At 66.2% G+C, this 24,092-nt stretch carries 10 protein-coding genes; all 10 read right to left on the reverse strand.

The window, feature by feature from the left end:
- Positions 1-91: 91 nt before the first annotated feature.
- A complete protein-coding gene (locus RPB_RS15760) occupies positions 92-12,940 on the reverse strand; it encodes a filamentous haemagglutinin family protein (protein ID WP_245258240.1) in 12,849 nt (4,282 codons plus the stop codon).
- A 285-nt stretch (positions 12,941-13,225) separates the two neighbouring features.
- Positions 13,226-14,206, reverse strand: a complete 981-nt coding sequence (locus tag RPB_RS15765; protein WP_011442007.1) for a FecR family protein — start codon at positions 14,204-14,206, stop codon at positions 13,226-13,228.
- 93 nt (positions 14,207-14,299) lie between these two features.
- Entirely contained in the window at positions 14,300-14,809 is a 510-nt protein-coding gene (locus RPB_RS15770) for an RNA polymerase sigma factor (RefSeq protein ID WP_011442008.1), read from the reverse strand.
- Between the two features lie 41 nt (positions 14,810-14,850).
- Positions 14,851-15,597 carry a secretin and TonB N-terminal domain-containing protein gene (locus RPB_RS15775; protein ID WP_245258241.1) on the reverse strand — a complete coding sequence of 249 codons (747 nt, stop codon included), beginning with the start codon at positions 15,595-15,597 and terminating at the stop codon, positions 14,851-14,853.
- A 373-nt stretch (positions 15,598-15,970) separates the two neighbouring features.
- Positions 15,971-17,629, reverse strand: a complete 1,659-nt coding sequence (locus RPB_RS15780; RefSeq protein WP_011442010.1) for an ABC transporter ATP-binding protein — start codon at positions 17,627-17,629, stop codon at positions 15,971-15,973.
- Positions 17,626-18,465, reverse strand: a complete 840-nt coding sequence (locus RPB_RS15785; protein ID WP_011442011.1) for an ABC transporter permease — start codon at positions 18,463-18,465, stop codon at positions 17,626-17,628. Before RPB_RS15785 ends, RPB_RS15780 begins: the two co-directional genes overlap by 4 nt.
- Positions 18,466-18,477: 12 nt before the next feature.
- Positions 18,478-19,500, reverse strand: coding sequence for an ABC transporter permease (locus tag RPB_RS15790; RefSeq protein WP_011442012.1), 1,023 nt, complete (start codon positions 19,498-19,500; stop codon positions 18,478-18,480).
- Positions 19,497-21,086 (reverse strand): ABC transporter substrate-binding protein, encoded by a 1,590-nt coding sequence (locus RPB_RS15795; RefSeq protein ID WP_011442013.1) that lies wholly within the window; start codon positions 21,084-21,086, stop codon positions 19,497-19,499. Before RPB_RS15795 ends, RPB_RS15790 begins: the two co-directional genes overlap by 4 nt.
- 79 nt (positions 21,087-21,165) lie before the next feature.
- Entirely contained in the window at positions 21,166-22,749 is a 1,584-nt protein-coding gene (locus RPB_RS15800) for an acetolactate synthase large subunit (RefSeq protein ID WP_011442014.1), read from the reverse strand.
- The gene (locus tag RPB_RS15805; protein ID WP_011442015.1) at positions 22,749-24,047 is read right to left on the reverse strand and encodes an ArgE/DapE family deacylase; all 1,299 of its coding nucleotides are present in this window, start codon (positions 24,045-24,047) and stop codon (positions 22,749-22,751) included. The genes RPB_RS15800 and RPB_RS15805 overlap by 1 nt, the downstream gene beginning before the upstream one ends.
- Between the last annotated feature and the right edge of the window lie 45 nt (positions 24,048-24,092).

Consider the following 24,092-nt stretch of genomic DNA (forward strand, 5'->3'; position numbering starts at 1 on the left):
CGCAACGTTCGTGACGATCCCACCGCTGCCCCAATTCCCGTTACGGACTTGAGGATCTGCGAATTGGGATGAGCGACCGCGCGCTGGCGGCCTATGGTTTGGCGCCGAACTCGACGAATTGCACCGCGCTGTTCTGATTGTAGGTCTGTCGCTCGCTATCCTTGCGACGCTTGTTCTCCTGCGCAGGTTCGCCATCGCCGCCGCCAAAGCCGAGAAATTCGACGATGATGACGGACGGCCGGTCGTTCCCGGCGCCAGTGTTCGGCGCGGCCGTCTGCTGGGTGGCGGCGGTCGCGTTGGATGCCGCGAGGCCCGCGCTCATGTTCGGCGCCTGCACGGTCGGAATGCCCGTGGAGCTGCCCTGCACCTGGATGTTTGCGGCATTGAGTATCTGCAGCGCCGCCAGGTTGACGTTTCCGGAGACGCGGATACCCGCCTCGCCGGCGTCGATGGTGCCGAGCGGCGCGATCAGGTCGACGTCGCCGGCTGGCACTTCCGGGATCGGATTGAGCGTCGCGATGCCGGCGCCGGAAGACGGCACCTGCGACGACAGGCTGACATTGCCGTAGTTGTCGTAGACGCGCCGCGGCGGGGTGTAGACCACGGTGGTCTTGGAGCCGCGGCCGGCGTTGATGTCGCCTTCCGCAGACCATGCAATGATGTCACCGCCGAAGGTGGTCATGATGCGCGACAGGCCGAGCAGGATGCTGCCCTTGCTGTAAAGCTGGATATCGCCTTGGCCCTGCGTGACCAGACCCGCCGATGCCGGCGGCACTTGTCCCTCAATGCCGATGATGGTGCGGCCGCCCGGTGTGAGCGTCTGGATGTCGCCGCCCTTCTGGGTGCGGACGCCGGAGGCGCCATACAGGGTGATGTCGCCCGCCCGCACGACAGGCCGTCCATTCGCATCCTGGTCCGGGAACAGCGCGGCGATCACGTTGCGTCCGCGCAGATAGCTGCCGTAACGCGAGCTGGTGCTGTCGTTGTATTCACGGCCGCCGGCAGTGAGTTCGGCGAAGTAGACCTGGCGCAGGAAAATGCGCTGCCGCTCGGGCGCCAGGGTGCCGAAATAGGCCAGCGCCTCCGCGTCGGTGCCGGTGAAGCCGTAGCGCTCCTTCAGCCAGGCCGCGAGCTCCTTCTCATAGGTCTTGGCGACCTTGCCGAACTGGTCCTCCAGCGGCACCCCTGCCACCGCCAGCCGGGCCGGATCGAGATAGAGCGCCGCCAGGTTCTCGTAATCCGGTCCCGCCTCGCCGACGCCGGCGAGCAGCGCGATGCTGGCGCCCGGGCGGGTATCGCCCGACGCGATCGCGCCGAGACTGGTGATCACGCCCTTGTCGGCCTGGTACAGGTTGCGCCCCGCCGAGATTTCGAGCGCGCCGGGGCCGGCGATGTCGATATTGGCGTAGAGGATGTCGCGTCCGGCGGAAAAGATCGAGACGTCGTCGGCATCGCTGTGCACGATCAGGTTGCCGTCCGAATAGCCGTAGAGGGCGGTGCCATACACCGTGACGCCGGGCGCAAGGCCGGCCGCGACGATGTCGCGGCCGGCGCGCACGACGACCGGAGCCGATGCATTGAGCCAGGTCGTGCCGCTCCCAAACGTCACCGTCTCACCGGTCATGAGGCCGACGATGTCGCCTTCGCGGGCGTAGAAGCGGACGGGATCGGCATCATCAGCGCGGTCGAGCGCGACTTTCGCATCGTTCGGGCCGAACACGAACAGCGACCCGTTGATCGGGTTGCTGCTGCCCGAGCTGTGGCTGCCGTTCGGCGATGCGTTGGTCACGATGACATCGATTGAACCGTCCGATGGGTAGCCTGCGAAGGCCGGATTGAACGGGGTCGGCAATGCCGTGCCGGTGCCGGACAGGCTGAACGCATAGTGCCCGGCATAGATCGAATCGGCGGCCAGCATCTCCAGCGAGCCGGTGGCCGAGGGCGCCAGGGTGATGGTGGGATAGACGGCCGAAGCATCGTAGCGCATGAAGGACAGCGCATCGATGCCGTAATAGATGCTGCCGCCGAGCGCCGCCGCCCGCAGGATCGATGGATAGGTGAACCATCCGTCGGCGGCGTTCTGGTCGCTGTTGTAATTCGAAGAGCCGATGCTCCACGTCTCCGTCGTCGAGGTGGTGGGCGTGAGGTTGCCGCCCGCCGAGATCAGGTTGATCGCGGTGTGATCGGTCCACAGCGTGAACCAGCTGCCGCCGCCGCTGGCGTAGTCGACGCCATCGACCGAGAAGGCGGAACTGCTCGGCGTCGCCGACCGGCCGGCATCGCCGACGCCGCCGAGCACGAGATCGCCCGCGGTTTGCAGATAGACCGCGGAATCGCCGGGGACCACCGTGATCCCCGATCGCGCTTCGGACCGCGTCGCCTCATACGGATCGGCGCCGCGGGTATCGTAGCTGTCCCTGAATCCGTAGAGCAGCTCGATGCCGCCGATCGACGCCGCGGTCACGGCGAGCGTGCCGCGCAGGTTGATCAGCGAGCCGCCGAGGGCCTGCTTGTCATTCGAGGTGGTGATTGCGAGATTCGGATTGAGCGCGCCGGCGATCCGCATGTCGATGTCGCCGCCGCCGGTCAAGGTGAGCGATCCGTCGGCGCCGACGCGTCCGGTGCTGCCCACGGCAACCACCAGGCCCTGGCTTCGATCCACGCCGCTGGTCTGGCCGCCCGCGCTGCTGCGCTGCGTGATCGCGCCGGCATCGCCGCCGACCCGGATGGTGATATTGCCGCCGCCCAGCGCGCCGATGCCGGTGAAGCCGATGAGATCGGGGATGTCGGACGGATTGCTATAGCTTGTATTCTCGACGTAGGTGCCGAAATTGATCCACCACGAGGTCGCGATCGTCTGGTCGACCGCCGCGGTGCCGCTGCCCTGGCGCCACAGCCAGTTGCCGGTCAGCACGCTCGATGGGCTTTGCCGGGCGGACTGGCCGTAGATGTCGCCGATCAGATCGCCGCCCGCCGCGATCAGGACATTGCCGCCGTGATCCGGGTACCACGCCTGATAGGATGCCAGCGCGGCGGTCGCGTAATCGGCATTGGTGCTGCCGAGCAGCGTGCCATCGACATTGACACTGCGGGCGAGATTGTAGCTCGGATCGACCGCGTTCGCCGTGCCGGCGGTGTAGACGCCGTAGAGCGACTGCATCTTGATGCTGCCGGCGGCGACCAGCGACAGGTCGCCGGTGCCGGTGCGGACCACGCTGAACGAGGGCGCCACCACCGTGGTCGTCGCCGGCAGGCTGATGGTGCCGAGGTAATTTTGAGCAGGATCCGCGAAATCGTCGGGCAAGCCGAAATCAAACATGGTGTAGTTGGGATCGCCGTAGATCGTGGCGATCTGAACCCACGTCTTGTTGAGCAGTGCGGACGGATTGGTTATACCCTCGGGAAGGTAACCGCCCAGAACGACCATCAGGGCATCGAGTCCCTTCTGGGTCAGGCCCAGTTCGATATTGCCCTGCGCAGGATCCCAGAAATTGGCCGGCATCCCGTAGTAGTAAACGATTTCCTCCCATGTACCCCACAAGAGCGCAGAGATTTCGGCCTCCGACTTTCCGATAAAGTCGTCCACCGTATAACCGTAGTCGTTACAGACTGCCGCGCAGAGAGCCTCCGCTCCCGCCCGGCTCAAATTGAGGACATCGCCAGCCGAGGCGTACCGCGAGACATAGTGGGTGTCGGCCAGAATGATGTCGCCCTTGCCCAGCGCGTTGCGCGCCCGCACATTGGCCGAGCCGAGATCGGCGCCGGCCACCAGCGTCAGGTCCGACGATTTCGCGCCGGCGGCGAGCATCGAGGCGAGCGCCCAGTTGCGGCCCTGGATGCCGCCGGTCGTCCCGCGCAGATCCACCGCAGTGCCGCCGACGAGCTTGACGTTGGTCTGGGCCGGGATCAGCGAGCCGGCCGCGAGCGTCATCTGTGCCGTGGAGGTCATGTCCACCGGCAGCGGCACGCCCTTCGGCCAGACCAGCGCCGCAAAGCTGGCGGCGCTCTTCAGGACCGTGCCGGCGCCGAGCTGCATGCCGGCGGTGAGCGTCACCGCGTTCGGCAGGACCATGCCGGCCGCGTAGGCCACCGAGCCGTCCGCATTGTAGATGGTCGCCTGCACCACGGTGCCCGCCGACAGCGCGAGCGAACTTGCCAGGGTGGCGCGCACCGGCAGCACCGTGCCGGACGGCAGGGTGCCGAAAGAGGCCGGAAGGTCGTAATTCAGCGTGACGCCCTTTTTGAACACCGTTCCGGTCTCGAGCGTGACCGCGGTGGCCAGCACCAGATCGCCGCCATAGGGCACCACGCCCTCCTCGAGCAGCCAGCCCTTGACGTCGTCGGGCGTCGACGGCGGCGGCGCAAAGCCGTCATTGATGCTGCCGTGGATATTGAGATTGCCGACGGCGCGGATGTTGTAGGCGCCGGGCTCGCCGAAGCCGTAGGTCGCCGAGTTCACGTTGCGATCGGCATTCGGCCCGTAGCGATAGCCGGACAGATCGAGATCGCCGGCCACCGTCAGGTCGCCGTTCGGATTGTCGGCGCTGACCTTGCTGACGATATCGACGCCGGGCCGCAGGTGATAGCTGCCGAGACCTGCGAGCCTGGCGCTCAGCGAGGCATTGCCGAGTGCGGCATTGATGAAGGCGACGCTGTCGTTGTCGAGATCAGCGAGATAGCTCTGCGTGATCTCCTGCGGCTTGTAGCCGGTGACATCGGGCGCAGCGGCCAGCGGCGCGTCGTCATAGATGCGGAACGCATTGACCGCGATGGTCTTGGCGCCCCGGATCAGCGGCGTGCCCTGCACATTGACGGCGACGTCATTGGCGCCGTCGTTGCCGCGCGTGCCGGCGGCAACGCCCGAGCCGCCGAGGCGTGGTGCGTTGAGCGTCAGGGTGCCGCGCGCCACGCCGTCATTGAGATATTCGCCTGAACCGAACATCACATTGGTGCCGGCGCGCAGGTCGACGGCCGCGTTGCCGGTCAGCGTCAGCGTGCCCATGCGCGTCGTTAGATCGACAATGGCGCGGTTCGGCGATTCGATGATCTTGCCATAGCTGTCGAAGCGCATCCCGGTGCCGTGCGCATCGAGCGTGCCGTTGATGGTCAGATCGCCCATCGCCGCCAGCCGGATCGTGCCGACCTGATAGCCGCTGGCATCGATGGTGCCGTTGACGGTCAGGCTGCCTCCGTCGAGCGTGATTTCGACCTCGCGCGCCTTGACCTCGTTGCCGACGACGAGGCTGCCCTGCTTGATCTGGAAGCGGCGGGCGCCGAACAGCTCGCTGCTGTTGAGCCGGGCATTCAGCCCCGCGAAATCGGCGAGCGTCTGCGCATACACGCTGAGCTCGGCCGCATCGTAGGGCACATAGGTGCCGCCGGCGTCGTAAGTGCCCGTCGCGCCGCCGCGGAACGTGCCGGCGAGATCGACATGGCCGGCACTCGCGCCGAGTGCCGTGACCGTCGCGGTTCCACCGCTGTTGTACTGCGCCGACAGATCGATCACCGATCCCGCCGCCTGGCTGATGTTGCCGGCGGTGCTGGTCATGACCAGATCGCCGCCCCAGCTGTATTTGGTGACATCGAAGAACACCACGGCGCGGCCCGACAGATCGAGCCGAGAATTGTCGCCGAGCACGATATCGCCCGCCGCGGTCAGCTCCAGCCGCCCGGACGGCAGCACCACGCTGGTATCGACGGTGATGGTGGCGCCGGTCAGCTTCAGCGTCGCGCCGAGTTCATCGACGCTCCCCGCCGTGCCGCCCGATCCGACGACGCGGATATCGCCGCCGGCCGTGATAGTGTTGACCGAGCCGGCCGCGCCGGTGAACAGCGGCGCCGTGATGGTGAGGTTGCCGCCGCTGTATTGATAGCCGGTCGTCGCGTCATAGGCACCCTGCCGGGCATAGACGCCGAGCGTGCTCTCGTTGGTCGAGGTCACATAGTCGGTGGCCGTAATGTTGACATTGGCGAAGCCGAGCGCGATGCGGTTGTCGACTGTCGTGGTGCTGGGTTGGGTGTTGAGGCCGTAGCCGAGCACGACCCGGTTCGCCACGATGTCGAGCGTGCTGTCGCCGAGCCTATCGGCCATCGCCGCACCCGGCGCCAGGGTCGAGCCGGTCCAGACGAATTCGCCGGCCCGGATCGTGGCGGTGTCGCCGGCCGCGCCGTAGCCGTAGATCGCCGGCGTCGCCAGCACCAGACGCTCCAATGTCGATGCGTCGAGCGTGACGTCGCCGAACACGTTGACCGCGTCACGCGCACTGAGCGCCAGCGTCTCCAGCGCCGGCGCGCCGATCGCGGTGTTGCCCGCCAGCAATCGCGCCAGCACGGCCTGGTTGAGGGTCAGCCCGGTCGGCAGCCGGCCGGCGGCCGAAGCTGCAGCGATGCTGGCATCGGAGCCGAGATTGATCGCCGACAATCCCAGCACGAGATTGCGGGTGCCGTATGAGACGTTGTCGGCGAAGCTGACGCTGCCCGACGTCATCAGGCCGATGGTGCCTTCGGAGGCGATCGTCGTGGTCAGGTTGCAGCCAGCGGTGACGCAGGCGCCGATCGTGATATCGACGTCGGCCGCCGTTGTCTCGCCCTGCAGCAAGGTGATCACGCCATTGGACACGATCAGCATGCCGGAATCCACAAGGTAGGGAGCACTCGTGTCGGTGCCAGTCGATCCGCGACCGATGGTGCTGATCGTCGCGCCCTCCTCGATCGTGATGGCGCCCCTCTCCTGTGCCCACGACCTTGATCTCGAGTAGAAGACGATCTCAGCCGCCGACAGTCGAGCGCCGCTGCGCAGCACGATATCGCCGAAATAGCCGGCGTTCAGGATCAGACGCGCCGCGTCGAGCTTGCTGAGTTCGTCGGCGGAGACCGAGGCCGCCACCATGCCGGCGGTGGCGCCCTGCCCGGTCGCGAGGATCTCGCTGATGCCGGTGATCGAGACTGCGCCGCTGTAGCCGTCGCTGCCGGCCTCGGCCCGGATGCGCAGCGCGCCATCGAACATCAATTGCATCCGATCATCGGCGACGCGCGCCTTGGCGAGCTGCATGTACAGCCCGCCGGCATCGACCGTCATCCAGCCGCGCGCGACGCTGTTGGTCTCGGCGTTAGCCAGCACGTAGGCATTATAGGTGGTCTCGTTGAAGGACGAATGCTTGCGGACCTGATCCGCCGCCGTGATGATGACCCGGTTCGGCAGCGACGCGCGGATCGCCGTATTGGCGACGCCGAGATAGGCGCTGACGATGTACGAGCCGCCGCCGGTCGCAGCGACGCCGGTGACGGCGGGGCTGACGGTACTGCCCAGTTCCACCCGATAGGCGCCTGGCAGCAGCGCATAGGTCGCGGGCATCAGCGTGTAGGTGCCGGCGGCAAGACCCGGCACGCCCTCGGGAATGGTGATCTGGCGGCCCACCGCCGGCAGGCCATAGCCCGCTTCCTGCACCACCGGCGCATAGGCGACGGAGCTGCTCGGCACGATCGCGTAGACCTGATTGCCCTTGGCGCTGTAGCTGTAGCCCGGATTGGCATTGACCAGCGGCGTGGTCAGGATGTTCACCGAGCCTCCACGCCCCGAGACGAAGCCGGCGCCGGTCAGTTCGCCGCCGCCCGACAGGTCGATCAGTGAACCGGCATCGGCCTCGATATGCAGGCCGTTGAGGGTGATGGTCGGACTGGTCGCGGCGACCGTCGCGCCGTTATAGGTGTAGCTGGTGCCGTCGGCCGTGCCGCCATAGGGCATCACCAGGCCGACGCCGCTGACCGAGGTGATGCTGCCCGCCAGCAGATGGACAGTATCCGCCTGTGGGACGCTCCCGCTCGAGAGGCTGCCGAGCACGATTCGCCCGAACGGCGCGCGCACCACGCCGCCCTGGTTGATCGTATCGGCGGCCAGGGTGAGCGCGCCGAAGGCGGAATAGGGCACGTCGGGATCGGTGTCGCCGTAGCGCAGGATATTCAGCACGCTGCCGGCGAGAAGCAGAGCGTCGCTGCCGGGGATGTAGCCGGCGGTGATCGACCCGGTGGTCTTGGTCGCCGGATAGATCTGCGCGGCCGTCACGGTGACGTTGCCCGGCGTCTGCAGCTGGGCACCCTTCGTCCCGGTTCCACCGAGCATGCGGACATCGCCGCGGCTCAGAAGATCGACCAGCGCGAAGCCGCGGCGATCGAGTGTGTAGGTCTCGGCCTGGGTGTTGATGGACTGGTGGATGCCGAACACCACGCGGTCGCGGATATCGAGCAGATCGGCGGCGACGGAGAAGACCGCGCTGCTCGACTGTTGCGACGGTGTGCCATAGCCCTCGTCCCACCGCACGGCAGGCAACGTGTACAGATCTTTGGCGATGCGGGTCACGCCGGCCAGCCGCACATAAGGCCCCGACAGCGATACCCGCGAATCCGCGGCGGCATTGGCGCCAAGCGCGAAGGCGCCGGCATAGAGGCTCAGGCTCTGGCTCATGGCCAGCGTGACGCTGCCATCGAACGAAATCAGACCATCCGACAGCAGCGACAGCGTGCCGAAGCCGCCGGCCTTGATGCGATCGACGCCGAGCCGCGCGGTGCCGGTCACCAGGGCCGCTTTGGCTTCCGCCATCGAGTCGGCATCGGCGATGGCGCTGTCGCCCTGGATGTCGGCGATGACCAATTCGCGATGCCGCAACACATCGCCGGATGTCGACGAGCGCAAATAGTTCGGCGCCTCCAGCGCCAGCGCCAGCGTCCCGCCGGCGGCGTTCGCGCCGCCGGCTGCCGCGCGCAGCGTGCCGTCGAGATAGATCCCGTTGCTCGATTTGATAACGATGCTGCCGCCATTGCTGGCAACCTCGAGCGGCGCGCTGGTTCCCGCCAGCCCGGTTCCTGAGATGTCGAGCACCGCGCTGGTGCCGGAGGCATCGAGCAGCGCGCCGGGCCGGATCACCACGAAGGCATTCAACGTGGAGGATTCTCCGGTCGTCTCCCAATCCATCGCGCCGCCGATCAGGATCGAGCCGCCATTGCCGACCACGCCATAGGTCTCGCCGCGCGCATTGGTCGCCGTGACCGCGCGGGCCGCGACATCGAGCACGGCGTCATCGCCGATCCAGACCAGCCCGGGTTTGTTGTCGCCGATGCCCTGATTGAGGCTCGCCGACGCCTGGGTCAGGCTGATGGTGCCGCCCGGCGCGGTCAGCGTGCCGTCGATGGTGAAATCCTTGGCCTGCAGGCTGATCGACTGGCCGGTATCGACGCGGATCACCGCGCCGGTCTGAATGCTGATCGGGCCGCTCGCCGTCGTCAGGGTCCCCTCGCCGACATTGGAGCGCAAGGTCAGGCTGGCGCCGCCGCGCTGGGTGAGGCTGCTTTTGCCGGCGTCTTCGGTCCATTCGGGCGGCGTCCAGACGCTGAGCGCGCGAGAGGGATCCTCGCCGGTGGCGACCGAGAAGGCCGCGTCCGTCAAGCGATAGACCGGCATCGCGACATCGAGCTGGGCGCCGGCCGCGACCACGACACCTTGCCGGCCATTGATATCATAGCTGGAGAACCCCGACTGCAACAGCGACGCGTCGACCTGCAAGATCTCTTTGACGGCCGCCGCACGCTGGAGCACCGAGCCCGCATTGATCAGCGTTCCGGCCGCGATCGTGCCGTCCGACGGCGCCAGCGTCCCGGCCGCCGCTGTCTTGGTGAACGGGGCGACCGACGGCAGGCCGTTCGGGAACACCGCAGCCGGCAAGGTGTAGCCCGCCAAATATTGCATAGAGTTTGCATGGATGCTGATGACCGTCCCCGCCGGGAGAGTCACGGCGTTGGAACCGTAGATGTTGTAAGATGGGCCTTTTTGGTCCGCGCCCGTTTTGATTGTGTAACTGTAAAAGGTTAGATTTGGCGCCGGTGGCGTCCAGTCCGCCGCCAGCGTCACGTATTGGATGCGCGCATCCGCGGTCAATGTATCGCCGGGCTCGAACCAGGTGGCCTGATAGGAGTAGCTCGCCGGCAGCACCTCGCCGGCCTTGACCTGATAGTCCTCCAGCAGCACCAGATCGGCCGGCGCCGCCTCGCCGGCGCCGAGCACGCCGTCGGTCGCCAGCACCTTGCCGCCGATGGCGATGGCCGTGCCGGATTCGAGCTTGAGCGTGCCGCCGCCGCTGACGCCATAGGCGCGGATCGTGCCGTCGAGGGTCAACAGGCCGTTGGCCGTCACGGTGGAATTCTGCTGGTCCGCAATCAGCGTCACATCGCCGCCGCGGCCGCCTTTGGTCTTGCCGGTGGCGAGGATCGCCGCGCCCGACGAGACGTCGATGACGCTGCCCTCCTGCAACGTCACGTCATGTGTCGAACGCAGCGTGACCGAACCGCCGTCGATGAAGGCCTGCTTCGGATCGTCCGAATCCGCCTGCGCCGCGTTGACCCAAAGCCCGCGCAGATCGAGCGTCGCGCCGTCATAGAGCGTGATCGAGGAGAGGCCATTCTTCAGCAGCACCGCATAGGCGCCGCGGCCGCCCGAAGCGGCGCCTGCCAGCACGTTGTCGACCACGATCGAGCCGCTCCGCGCGGTGACATCGGCCTTGATGTCGACCACCGCCGCGTTGAGATTGATCTTGCCGCCATCGGCGAGCGTGATCGCGCGATCGATCGTGATGGTGCCGGAGGTGCCGATATCGAGCCCGCCGAGATGGGCTTCATTGATTCGGTCGGCGTCGATCCAGGCGGTGTTGGTGCGGACCGACGGCAGCACGGCGGTGGCGGACAAGCCCGTGGTGATGTCGGCGACATCGCTGAAGCGGACATCCGAGCCGTAGACGGCAACCAGATTTGCCGTGGCGTCATAACGGGCGAGGCCGAGCGTGCCTTCCAGCGGCGCGGCATTCTGCACCTGCTTGTAGCCGTCGGTGACGCCCTCGGCGCGCGCGCGGGCCTGGCGTTCGCCGGTGATGATGTCGGCGATGATATCCGCCTCGAAGATCGCCGTCGGCGTCGACAGATTGAGCCGGCCGGCGTCGCGGCCGACGGTGTAGCCGGCCTCATAGCTCGCTATGATGTCGCGACCGGCGGGGCTGGCCCACACTTCAGTCAGCGACTCGGCCACCTCGCCTTGAATAATATGCGTACGCACGAAGCTGCCGCCGGCCGCAATGAAAGTCATATCGGCCGGGGCAGTGTCGACCGTATACCTGCGACCGTCGCTCCCGATCAGCACGGTCGAATAGATCCAGCCGCCTTGATAGCTGACCGAACCACCGGAGATATCGAACTTTGCGCCCTGCTGCGCGATGACTTGAGGCGCCGACAGCGTGATGGTGCCGCCCACAGCCGCCCATTCGCCGATGGTGTGGCCGGTATTGGCGAGATAGCCGCTGATTTCGAGCAATCCGCCACTGGTGTAGTATCGGTCGGAGGCATAGCCGCCGGTGCCCGCCGCCACCAGAACGAGATCGCGGACATCGATCCAGACGTTCTTGCCGATCAGCGCGGCGTTGTCGCGATTGACCGGGGAATCCCTGAGTTCATTGCCCTGGACATTGACCTCCACCCGGTTGGCCGACATCGGCAGCAATACGTCCCGCACACCCGAAACGTCGAGCGTTGCGCCGGTCTCGGCGAACACGCGCGTGCCGGCGCTGACCGCAATCTGGCCGCCTTGCGCCGCGGTGTAGGAACCGTTCTGGAAATTGACGAGACCGCCGGTGACGATCTCGATCCGCGACTGGTCGCGACGGTCGGTCAACGGCGACAGATTGTTGAACTGCGCGGCCAGCGGATTCAACCCGGACGCGGCGATCAGCGCATCGCGCTGTGAGTTCAAGGCCGTGTCGTCCGAATCCAGCTCGGGCAGGATCGCGCTGACGCTGTTGCCGGTCATCGTGACGCTGCCGCTGGCGTCGCTGGCCGCGTTCAACAGATGGATGGTGCCGCGCTGGTTGACCGAGGTCGTGGAGAGCAACACCCCGTCCTGCGTCACGGTCCGGCCGGCGAGCGTGATATCGCCCTGCTGCGACAGCACGATGCCGCTATTGGTCACGCGGCCCGCGGAGCTGCCGGCAGCGATCACCGTCGCGATTTCGTTGCCATTGGTGGTCGAGAACTGGTTGGCGTCGGTGCCGTAGCCCTTGCGCAAAATGAAGTTATCGCCCGCCGCCAGCATCGTCTGGCCCTTCGGCGTGGAGATACTTCCGGCATTGCTGACCTCGCTGCCGATCATCAGCACGAAGCCGCCGCCCGAGGTCACCGACGCTGGCGCAGACGTGGAGATCGAGGCTCCGGCTTCGACCACGACCTTGCCGCCAGCCGCAGTGAAGCTCGGCGTGTAACTGCTGCCGGATTGCGTCGAATAGATGCCGTTGGCGCTGAACTGGGTGTCGGTGATATTGGCGGTCGAGGCGATCAGCGATCCGACATTGATCTGGCTGTTGCCGCCGAAGATGATGCCGCTCTGGTTGATGACATAGACTTGGCCATCGGCCTTGATCTGGCCGAGGATCTGACTCGGCGCGGTGGCGGCCGTGACGCGGTTGAGCGCGACCCACGAACTGTTGCCCTGCTGGTCGAAGGTCAGCGTCGTCTTGGCGCCGACGTTGAACGTGTTCCAGTTCAAGATCGCCTGCGCCGAGGTCTGGCGAATGCCGACCTGGGTCTGGCCCGACGCATTGACGCCCTCGGTCGGCACATTGGCGCCGCTCCAGCCCGCCGCCAGATTCGGATCGAGGCCGCCGACCGCGAGTCCGTTCGGCACACTGATGGGCGACGTCGCCGATGTCTGCCGAGCGGCCGCCGCGGCGCGCGCCGCCGCCTGCACAACCTGCATGTCCTGCACGGCACGTGCGGCGCGCGTCAGCGAGTCCTGGGTCTGCCGCGCAGCGGCCGCGGCTTGCTGTGCCGCTTGCGCCGCGGCGTCCGAGGCGATGTTCGGCGCCGACACTGTGGAGGCGGCGCCGTTCAACGACCGTGCGTGAGCAGGCATGGCTAGCATCAAAGCCAGCGCACTCGCTCCCGCCAACAATGCCGGACGACGATATCGATGGGAGAAAGACCAACGGGAGAACGAAGAAGGCGTCGAACCGGCATGAACGGACATCAGTTTGCTCTTTCGGCGAGTAGTCATTGCAGACCGACCGGAACCTCCGGCAGCCCGGAGCACCGATCGGATGCCTCTCACCGGTATGACGAACCAGCCATCCCGCGAACGAAATGCTTTGCCGAAGATTCTTTTCAGAACGTCCGCTTTCGATCGGAGGCCTCGCGCCGTTCAAGAGCTCAAGATCACGACACCTCCCGGCAGCCTTGTGACACTGGCGTGAAACACCAGCTGAATCTGGGTGATGGCATCCTCCAGCCGGTCGAGCTTGAAGCGCGCCGTGACCGGACGTTTCGCGAGGCTGGCGTTCGCCACGATGATCTTGCCGGGCCAGTAGCGATTGACTTCATCGACGACCCGGCCGAGCGGTTCGTCATGAAAGGCGAGGATGCCTTGCTGCCAGGCCGTCACGCCGGCCGGATCGATCTCGACCAACGGACCCAAGCCCGCATCCGTGTAGGACACCTGCTGCTTTTGCCGCAACGTAACAGGCACTCCGCGCTGCTCGACCAGGACTGTCCCACTCACGCATGTGATGCAGACTGAAGGCCCATCGCGGCGCATATTGAACATCGCATCCGTCGCGGTTGCCTGTCCGTCGCCCGCCAGCGCCACGATCGATCGAGCCGCACGCACCGCCGTCGTGATCGCAGCTTCGCCGGCTATCAGCTCGATCCGCTCGGTGTCGCCGGCCAGCCGTATGTCGACGCTTGTTCGGGTGTTGAGCTCGATCGTAGCTCCCCCCTCGGTCGTGACCCGCCGCTGCTGGCCAGTCACTGTCCTATAGTCGGATGTCAGTTCGGACAGCGACGACCACAGGCCGAGCGGTGGCCGCACGACCAGATAGGCCGCACTCGCGGCCAGCGCGCCGCCGAGCATGGCTCGACGCCCCATCCGCATGGGCATTCCGGACGTCGGCGCGGCCATGCCGCGGCGTTGGCGCGCAACTCTCTCGACGGCCGGCTTGACGGAATGCCACAGCTTGCCGGCTTCCACGAAAGCCGCCTCGTTCTCCGGACTCTGCGCGCGCCAAAGCGCCAAGGCCTGCAATTCGCCCGTGGTGACCTCGCCGGAGGTCAAACGCGTCAGCCGCTCGAAGGCTTGATCCTCCCGCGTATCGGCTGCCATGTTCTGATCGTCCGACTCGGTCATGCGAATGCGTCGCCCTCCCGCGTCAGGTCGCGATCGCCGCCTGCCCTACCCGTTATGACGATTTCCGCAAGCCCGAAGCGAAACATCATGGCGCTATTTTCGCTCCAGACGGCTTTTGCAATATTGCAGCGCATATTTCAGCTCGATCTGGACCATCCGCTTCGAAATGCCGAGCCGGTCGGCGATCTTCTGATGCGGCTCCTGATCGAGCCGCGCTGCAATCAAAATGTCTCGACGACGCTCGGACAGTTCCCCGATCGCCTCTTCGAAGATCGCCAGATCGCGACGTGATTCCAGTCTCTCCGCCTGGCCGGGCGCGTCCTCGACGATATCGTCGAGGATGGCATTGACGTCGGACTTGCGCGCCCGGCGGGTTTCCAAGCGTTGCCGATCGGTTGCCAGATTAAGCGCCACGCGCGCGAGATAGGCGTCCGGGTTACGCAACACCGAAACATCGTCAACCCGGTCGAGGCGAAGCCATGTCTCGTGCAAGGTCTCGCGCGCGAGGTCCTCGGAGCCGAGGCGCCGCGTCAATAGGATCCGAAGCTCGTCATAGCTCTCGACGAGGCGTCGACGCAGCGTCACCCAGGCCGACTCGATCATGCGGCTGCCGCAGGTATATCGGTTGGTATGTCCGCTGCCATTTATTGATTGGCCCGCATTCGATCAGCCGAAGCACAATCGCCGGTCACATCGGGGGGGCGCGGCGCGATCACCATGGTAATAGGTTGTGGTAGTTGCGAAGGCGGCGCTTCGCTCACCGTCAGCCGCCCCACCGCGGCGATGATCTGCGCATCCCGATCGCGGTCGCCGGACGAATTCACCAAAGAGGTCAACAAAACCTCACCGGAAGATCCGACCGTGAATCTGAGGGCAACCTTGTACTGCCCCGGACGGGTCTGCGCGTTTCGGCAGAGCGTGTCGAGGAGGCCCGCCTGCACGACTCCCAAGAAACGCCCGTATCTGGCGATCTCCGGCGGGGAACGAGCTGGAACGTTGTCGCCCAACGAGGCTACGTCCTGACGCGGAACCAGCGAAAATGAGTCCTGGGTGGTATGCCACGCGGTCAAGCCGGATCCGGCAAGCATCGCCTGCAACGCAGCCTCGGGCGTGAAGACACCTTGGACTTTCGCTGAACGACGCCCCGACGTCAGCGACGTCTCATATAGAACCTGCACATTGCTGGTCGAGCTGAAGACATCGAGCGCCGCCTCCAGAGGCTGCGGGGCGATGTCGAACGAGAAAGAACCGGCGTTTTCCCGTTCCCCCGCTTTTTCTGCCGCAACCGCGCCAGCCATCGCGAATGCCGCCGATAGGACTGCAGCCCACAGCCACGACGCCTGACGCGGCCAAGGAAATATCGGCAGTTCTGATTCAGTGCCCAGAAGCATGACAACCACAGCAGCTGCCCGCTGTTCACCTCGTCAGCCAGGGCTTCATCGCGCACGCGAGCAGATCAGACCTGCGATGGCGATCTGTCACAACTCGACAGCGATAGGGGAAAAGTGTGACAGCTGTTCGGTGCCATGAGATCGACCTAGCAGCAGGCGATCAATTCCGCACGCGAGCGAAGTCCCTGTCAGGCCCGACCATCGCAGTCGGGATCACGCCGGCGAGCACCTGTCGCGCCCGGCTTTCCGACCGAGATGGCCGAGACGATCCGTCCGCTGGAGCCCGCTTCGGCCGGTGATGGTTCGTCCGACCGGCGGCAAAGACGTCTGCTGCGATGCGCCGCGTGGTCGGGCTCGCGAATGGCGCCTCAGGTCATGCGATCATCGCGCCCTGCGCCACCGGCGCATGCGGGCCGGCAAACAGGCTGCGGCCCGGGATGGCGTCCAGCAAGGCGCGCGTGTAGGTGTGCTGCGGCGCGGTGAACACCGAACGGGTATCCCCCTGTTCGACGATTTCACCGCGACGCATCACCACGATGCGATCGGCGATTTCCGCGGCAACGCGCAGATCGTGGGTGATGAACAGCATCGCCAAATTCATCTCCTCGCGCAGTTCCGCCAACAGGTCGAGAATCTGCGCCTGCACCGAGACGTCGAGCGCCGAGACCGCCTCGTCGGCGACCAGCACCATCGGCTTCAGCGCCAGCGCACGCGCGATACAGATGCGCTGACGTTGGCCGCCGGAGAACTCGTGCGGATAGCGCCCAGCCGCGCCGGCTTCGAGGCCGACACGGGCCAGCAGACGCTTGGCATCGGCGATCGCCTCCGCCGGCGGCACGCCGTAGGCCATCGGCCCGCGCGCGATCGCGTCGCCGACTTTCTGCCGCGGATCGAGGGCCGCGAACGGATCCTGGAACACGATCTGCACTTTCCGGCGCATGGCCCGCAGCTGGCTGCCGTGGAGATCGAGGAAGTTCACGCCGGCGAATTCGATGGCGCCGGCATCCGGTTCGATCAGGCGCATGATGATGCGGCCGAGGGTCGATTTGCCAGAGCCGGACTCGCCGACCACCGCGACGGTCTCGCGCGGGCGCAGGCTGAGCGCGACGTCGCGGAGCGCCGCCACGGTCCGGTTCGGCCGAAACAGGCCCTGCCCGGTGACGAACGTCTTGTTTAGACCGCGCGCATCGAGCAACGGCTCGCCGTGAATTCCGCGGTCGATCTCCGACGTCGGCCGCGAACCCGGCACCGCAGCGATCAGCGCCTTGGTGTAGTCGTCCTTCGGCCGTCGCAGCACCTCGTCGACACTGCCCTGCTCGACCACCCGGCCGTTCCGCATCACCACGACGCGGTCCGCGATATCGGCAACCACGCCGAAATCATGGGTGATGAACAACACGCCCATGCCGCGTTCGGTCTGCAGCTTCCGGATCAGCGCCAGGATCTGCTGCTGCGTGGTGACGTCGAGCGCGGTCGTCGGCTCGTCGGCGAGCAGCAGCGCCGGGTTGTTGGCCATCGCCATCGCGATCATCACCCGCTGCCGCTGGCCGCCGGAGAGCTGAAACGGATAGCTGCGAACCAGCGTCGCCGGGTCGGGCAGGCCCACCGCCGTGACCAGATCCAGCACCCGCGCATCGAGATCGGCGCGGGTGGGGCGCGGTGCGGCGTGGACCAGGATCGCCTCCGATATCTGATCGCCGACCCGCGCCAGCGGGTTGAGCGCGCTCAGCGGCTCCTGAAAGATCATCGAGATCGGGCCACCGCGCAGGCCGCGCATCGTGTCTTCCCCCGCATGCGCGAGGTCGTCGCCGCGAAACCGGATCGTGCCGGTGCCGATTGCCAGATTCGGCGGCAGGAGCCCGAGGACAGCATGCGCGGTGATCGACTTGCCCGAGCCGGATTCTCCGACCAGGCAGACGATCTCGTTGCGCCGTACGCTGAGCGACACCTCCGCGACAGCGTGACTGCGATCGCCGCCCCTCGGCAGTGCCACCGACAAGTTTTCGACGGACAGCAGAATATCGTCGTTCATGCGTTGCGCGCCTTTCGCGAGATGCGCGGGTTCAGGGTGTCGTTCAGCCCCTCGCCGACCAGATTGATCGCCAGCACGGTCAGCAGGATCGCGATGCCGGGAAACATGCTCATCCACCACGCCTGACGGATCACGGTGCGCGACGCGCCGATCATCAGCCCCCACGACATCAGATTGGGATCGCCGAGCCCCATGAAGCTGAGCGCACTCTCGATCAGGATCGCGGTCGCGATCGTCAGCGAGCCGGTGACGATGATCGGCGAGATCGCATTGGGTAGGATGTGCCGGAGCGCCACCACCAGAGGCGCCTGGCCCTGACACACCGCCGCCTGGACGAACTCGCGGCCGCGCAGGCGCATGAACTCCGCCCGCGTCAGCCGCGCCAGCGGCGGCCAGCTCACCGCACCGATCGAGATGATCACGTTGGTCAGCGTCGGGCCGATCGTGGCCACCAGCAGGATGGCGAGGATGAAGCCCGGAATGGTCTGGAACAGTTCGGTGATACGCATCATCAGCTCGTCGACCCGGCCGCCGAAATAGCCGGCGATCGCCCCGATCACCACCCCGATGCACAGCGCCGCCAGCGTCGAGGCGACGCCGATCGTCAGCGATACCCGGGCGCCGTAGGCGATCCCCGCGGCGACGTTCCGGCCGAGCATGTCGGAGCCGAGCGGCAGCCCCTCGCTGGCCGGCGGCTGGAACGGCGCCGCGACCATCTCCCAAGGGTCTTCGGGAAAGATCACGGGCGCCAAGACCGCGAGCACGATGACGCCGATCAGGATCACCAGGCCGATCAGGCCGGTCGGGTGACTCAGGAAGGTCTTCAGCCGATCCATCTCAACCTCCGCTCAGGATGCAGCACGCAACGACACGCGCGGATCGACGATCCGGTAGATCGCGTCGGTCAGCAGATTGAGCCCGATGACGATCACCGACATCACCAGGAAGATGCCGAGCATCAGCGGATAGTCGCGCTGCAGCACCGCATCGAAGGTCAGCCGGCCGAGACCGGGCCAGGCGAACACCGTCTCGATCACCACCGCGCCGCCGACCAGCGTTCCAGCCTGCATGCCGGCGACGGTGACCACCGGCAGCACGGCGTTGCGCAGCATGTGGTGGACGATGATCTGGCCGCGCCTCAACCCCTTGGCGCGCGCGGTCTTGATGAAGTCCTGATGCGCCACATCGATCACCGCCGAGCGCATCAGCCGCGCGTAGATCGCCAGATGCACCGCACCGAGCGACACCACCGGCAGCACCAGATGCGCGGCGATGTCGCGGGCCCGTTCGAACGGCGTCATCTGCACGCCGATGGTGACGTAGCCGAACGCCGGCAGCCAATCGAGCTGCACAGAGAACAGCAGCACCAGCATCAACCCGAGCCAGAACACCGGCATGGCGTAGAGGAACAGCGACACGATGGTCAGCGCGGTGTCCGACCATTTACCAGCCCGCACCCCGGCCAACGTGCCGAGCGAGACGCCGGCCGACAGCGACAGCAGAAACGCACAGCAGGTCAACAGCAGCGTCGCCGGCAGGCGTTCGGCGATCAGCGACAGCACGGAGCGCTGCTGCCGATAGGAGTAGCCGAGATCCAGCGTCACGATCCGCTTCAGGTAGATCGCGAGTTGCACGGGATACGGCTTGTCGAGGCCGTACTCGGCACGGAGCCGGGTCAACATCTCCTCATCGGCCGCCCCGCTCTGCCCGGCCATCACCTGCGCGGGATCGCCGGGCGCCGCATGCACCAGCACGAAGTTGAAGGTGGCGATGACCAGCACCACCGCGACGAACCGCGCCACCCACTGGACGATCGCGATCGCGATCGCCACGCCTCGGTTGCCGGTGATGGACAGCGCCAGCGCTCTCATCCGAACGAAACCGTCCCGAACGTGTCGTGCACGCCGATCGCCGTCGTCACCACGTTCTTCAGACGTTTGTCCATGAAGTTCGGATAGTCGATCTCGAGCAGCCAGGCGACCGGCACGTCCTCGACCATGATCTTCTGAACCTCGCTGTAGAACTCCTGGCGCTTGTCGTCCGAGGTCGCGACCGCGGCCTCCTCGAACAGCCGGTCGACCTCCGGATTGGAGTAGCCGCAGGTGTTGGAGAACAGAATGCCCTTGCGGATGTTGGAGGAGACATAACTCCGTGACACGCCGAGCGCCGGATCGCCGAACTGATAGACCGTGGTCGCCGTCATCGAGAAGTCCCAGTTGCTGAACTTCTCGGCCCATCCGGCGACATCGATCCCCTGGAGTTGCAGGTCGATGCCGACGCGGGCGAGCGACTGGCGAATGAATTCGGAGGTCCGTTGATGCGTTTCACCGTAGGGCGGCACGAGATAGGGAATCGTCACGCGCTTGCCGTCGGCACCCGGCTTCAGCCCCATCTCGTCGAGCAGAGCCTTCGCCTTCTCGGGCGAGAAGTCGTAGGCCTTGACGTTCTTCTCGTAGAATTTGGTCTTCGACGACACCGGGCCGGTCGCGACCTTGCCGAGACCGAAATAGATGCGGGCCAGCAACGCCTTGCGGTCGATCGCATACATCACCGCCTGCCGGAACCGCTTGTCGTTCATCGGCGCGATCCGGGTGTTGAACTCGAGCCACGTATGGGGGGCGAAGAATTCGTAGCCCTTGGTGGTCATCGTCAGATGCGGCAGCTTGGACAGCCGCGGCACCTCGAACAGTTCGACGTCGGTCCATTGCGTGAGCTGCACGGTCCCCTGCTCCAGCGCCACCGAGCGCGACGCCGAGTCCGGGATGACCCGATAGATAATCTCGTCGAGAACCGGCTCGCCCGGGCGATAATAGCCTTCGTGCTTGACCAGATGGACGTGCGAACCGCGCACCCATTCCTTCAGCTTGAACGGACCCGAGCCGATCGCCTTCGCATTGGCCGGGTTCTTGCGATAGTCCGTGCCTTCGTAAATATGCTTCGGCACGATCGGGGCCGTGGTGCAGTCGAACGCGGTGAGGAACGGCGCGAACGGCGCCTTCAGTTTGAACACCACGGTCAGCGGATCCGGCGCCTCGGCCTTCTCGACGCGCGAGAACGTGTTGCGCGCGCGGGCGTGGTTCTCGATCAGCACCTTCATGATCGAGAACACCACGTCTTCGGACGTCAGCGGCGCGCCGTCGTGGAAGGTGATGTTGGGATGCAGCTTGAATGTATAGGTCAGCTTGTCGGGCGACACTTCCCAGGACTGCGCCAGGCCGGGCAGCGGCTTGAGATCGAAATCGTAGCGCAGCAGGCTTTCGTAGATCTTGCCGCCGAGCGTCAGCGTCGGCTGCTGCTGGTTGAGCGCGGTGACCAGGATCGGCGGCTCCGGCTGAATGATGGTGTTGAGCGTGCCGCCGCGGGTTTGCCCCACCGCCCGGGTGATGCCGAGCGGAATGCCGCCGATGCCGGCCGCGCCGGCCAGCAGGCCGAGCTTGGTGAATTCGCGTCTGTTCATGAGATCCCCCGCATTGAGTTGAATAGAACCAGATCGTTCGCCGGCGGCGTCGAAGATGGCATCGACACCGACCTCCTCATCACACCATTGCCTCGATCACGGCAGGACCACGCCGGCCGAGCGCGGCATCGAACGCGCGCGAGAACTCCGACGCCGTCGTGACTCGGCGGGATTCGACGCCGAGCCCCGCAGCCAGCTTGGTCCAGTCGAGCTCGGGCTGATCGAGCTGCAGCATGCGCTGCGCATTGCGTCCCGGCGTCTGCGCACCGACCTTGCTCATCTCGCCCCACAGCGTGGCGTAGGAGCGGTTCGAAAATACGATGGTGAGAACGTCGAGATTCTCGCGCGCGTGGGTCCACAGACCCTGCACCGTGTACATGCCGCTGCCGTCGGCCTGCAGGTTGATCACCTTGCGGTCGGGACACGCGACCGCGGCGCCCGCGGCCATCGGAATGCCGATCCCGATCGCGCCACCGGTGATCTGCAGATAGTCGTGCGGCGGGGCGTCGTAAGACAGGTCGAAGAAGCCCGACGAGGTCAGTGCCTCGTCGCAGACGATCGCTTGCTCGGGCAGCCGCGCGGCGACGAGGCGGTTCACCATATCGACGGTCAACGCCCCGCTGGCGACCGGCGCCGCAGCGGCGCGCGGCGCGACCGCGACCGGCGCGCGCGGGGCATCGACCTCGTCGGCCAGCCATTCGAGCGCCTGTACCAAATCCTGATCCGGCCCCGCCAGCCGGACGATCTCGCAATTCGCCGGCGCCAGCCTTCCCGGCCTGTTCGGATAGGCGAAGAACGACACCGGCTCCTTGGCGCCGATCAGCACCACCATGTCGACGTCCTGCAGCATCCGGCCGCCGATCTCGTGGGTCATCGCCAGCTTCGCGATCGGCGCGCGGCCGCGGCCACGTTCGATCCGGCCGTTGGCGCCCTGCGCGTAGATCTCGACACCGGCGCTGCGGCGGATGCCGTCCGCAATCGACAGTGCCTGCTCACGCAAGGCGGCGCCGGTCAGCAGCAGCACGACACGCCGCTTGGTGCGGATCGCGGCGCCGATCCGCGCCACCGTCTCCTGCTGAAGCGGCGCTTGCGGCAGCCGCCTGCCCCGCGCCGGCGGCGCGCGATAGACATGCTCGTTCCAGGCCATGTCCGCCGGCAGGATCAGGGTGGAAATCCCGGGCGCCATGCTCTGCGACCAGGCCTCCGCCACGTCGAGATCGATCCGCGTCGGATCGCCGATCCGTTTGACCCAGCGCGACATCGGGCGCGCCAGCGAGTCGATGTCGCTGGTCAGCGGCGAGTCCAGCGGCAGATGCTCGACCGCGTGATCGCCGACGACGTTGATCATCGGCGAATGCGCGCGGCGGGCGTTGTGGATGTTGGCTAGGCCGTTGGCGAGGCCCGGGCCGAGATGCAGCAGCGTCGCGGCCGGCCGGTCGCGCATCCGGGCGTAACCGTCCGCAGCGCCGGTGACGACGCCCTCGAACAGACCCAGGATGCACCGCATCCGCGGCTGGCGATCGAGCGCCGCCACGAAATGCATCTCCGACGTGCCAGGATTGGCGAAGCAGACATCGACCTCGTGCGCCAGTAGCGCATCGCAAAGCCGGTCTGCTCCCGTCATCGATTGCATGGCGGACGCCGCCGGTGCCGCGACTGCCATCACAGCTTCCTCAGCCCACACCATTCCGCGACGAACAGCGCGATGCTCAGCGTCGTCTTGCGCAGGCTTTCGAGATCGATGCGCTCGTCGAACGCGTGCGGCCCCTGGCCGTAGGGTCCGTAGCACAGCGCCGGAATGCCGTAGTCGACCGAGTAGTAACGGGTGTCGTTGACGGCCGTAGACAGCCGGGCGTCGAGCGGCGCATTGAAGGCCGTTTTATGCGCAGAAGCGAGCACGGATTCCGCCACGCCGCCCGGCTCGCACACCGCTGGATCGGCCTTGAAGCCGCTCCAGATCAGTTCGGCTGGATTTTCCGACAGGAAGGCGTCGGCCGCCTGCGCATCGGCGAGGCATTTCTCGATGCCGCGCATCGCCTCTTCCGGCGTATCGCCGGTGAGCAGACCGAGGCGGCAATCGACTTCGCACCATGCGGCGGTCGAACTCGCCCAGTCGCCACCCTTGATGATGCCGACATTGAACTTGATCGGGTTCTTGATCTGCCCGAACCACGGATCGCGCACCGCCGCCGCATTCAGCGTCTTGGTGTAGTCCTCGAACGCGCGCACCAGATGCATCGCCGACAGAATGGCGCTGGTGCCGGTCTCCGAATAGGCGACGTGAACCGGCGTGCCGCGCACCCGCAGCCGGAACCAGATCGCACCGACCTGAGCGCGCGTCAGCGTGTGGCCGGTCGGCTCGGGGATCAGGCAGGCATCGGCCCGATAGCCGCGCATCAGCGTCGAGAGCGCGCCGTTGCCGGTGCTTTCCTCTTCGGTCACCGTCTGCACATGCACGCGCGCGTCGGGCGCGTAGCCGGCGGCTCGGATCGCATCCAGCGCGAAGATCATCGCCGACACGCCGCCCTTCATGTCCTGCGCGCCGCGGCCGATCATCCAGCCGTCGCGAACTGTGGCCTCGAACGGTGGATCGCTCCATAGATCGACCGGGCCTTCCGGCACCACGTCGATATGGCCCTGCAGGATCAGGCTGCGGCCCTTGCCATCGCTCTCGGCGGTGGCGACGACCTGCATCGAGCCGGCCGGATCAATCGTATCCATCGGCGCCGCCTTGGGATGGCTGGCGATATCGACGTCGGCGAGACTGAACGTATCGACCTTGTAGCCACGCGCGGCGAATTGCTGCGCCAGCCATGCCTGCTGCGGCGCCTCCTCGCCGCGCAAGCTGCGGAACTGCACCATGCGCTGGAGAAACGCGACCTGGTCGTCGAAATTGCGATCGACGGCGGCCCGCAGGCTCTCGGTGATCGCATCCGATTTCGTCAATGTCTCAGTCGTCACGCCTCGGTCTCCCCTGGATCTGATAGTCGTCGCAATGCAGATGAC

The organism is Rhodopseudomonas palustris HaA2, assembly GCF_000013365.1.
Taxonomy (GTDB): Bacteria; Pseudomonadota; Alphaproteobacteria; order Rhizobiales; family Xanthobacteraceae; genus Rhodopseudomonas; species Rhodopseudomonas palustris_J.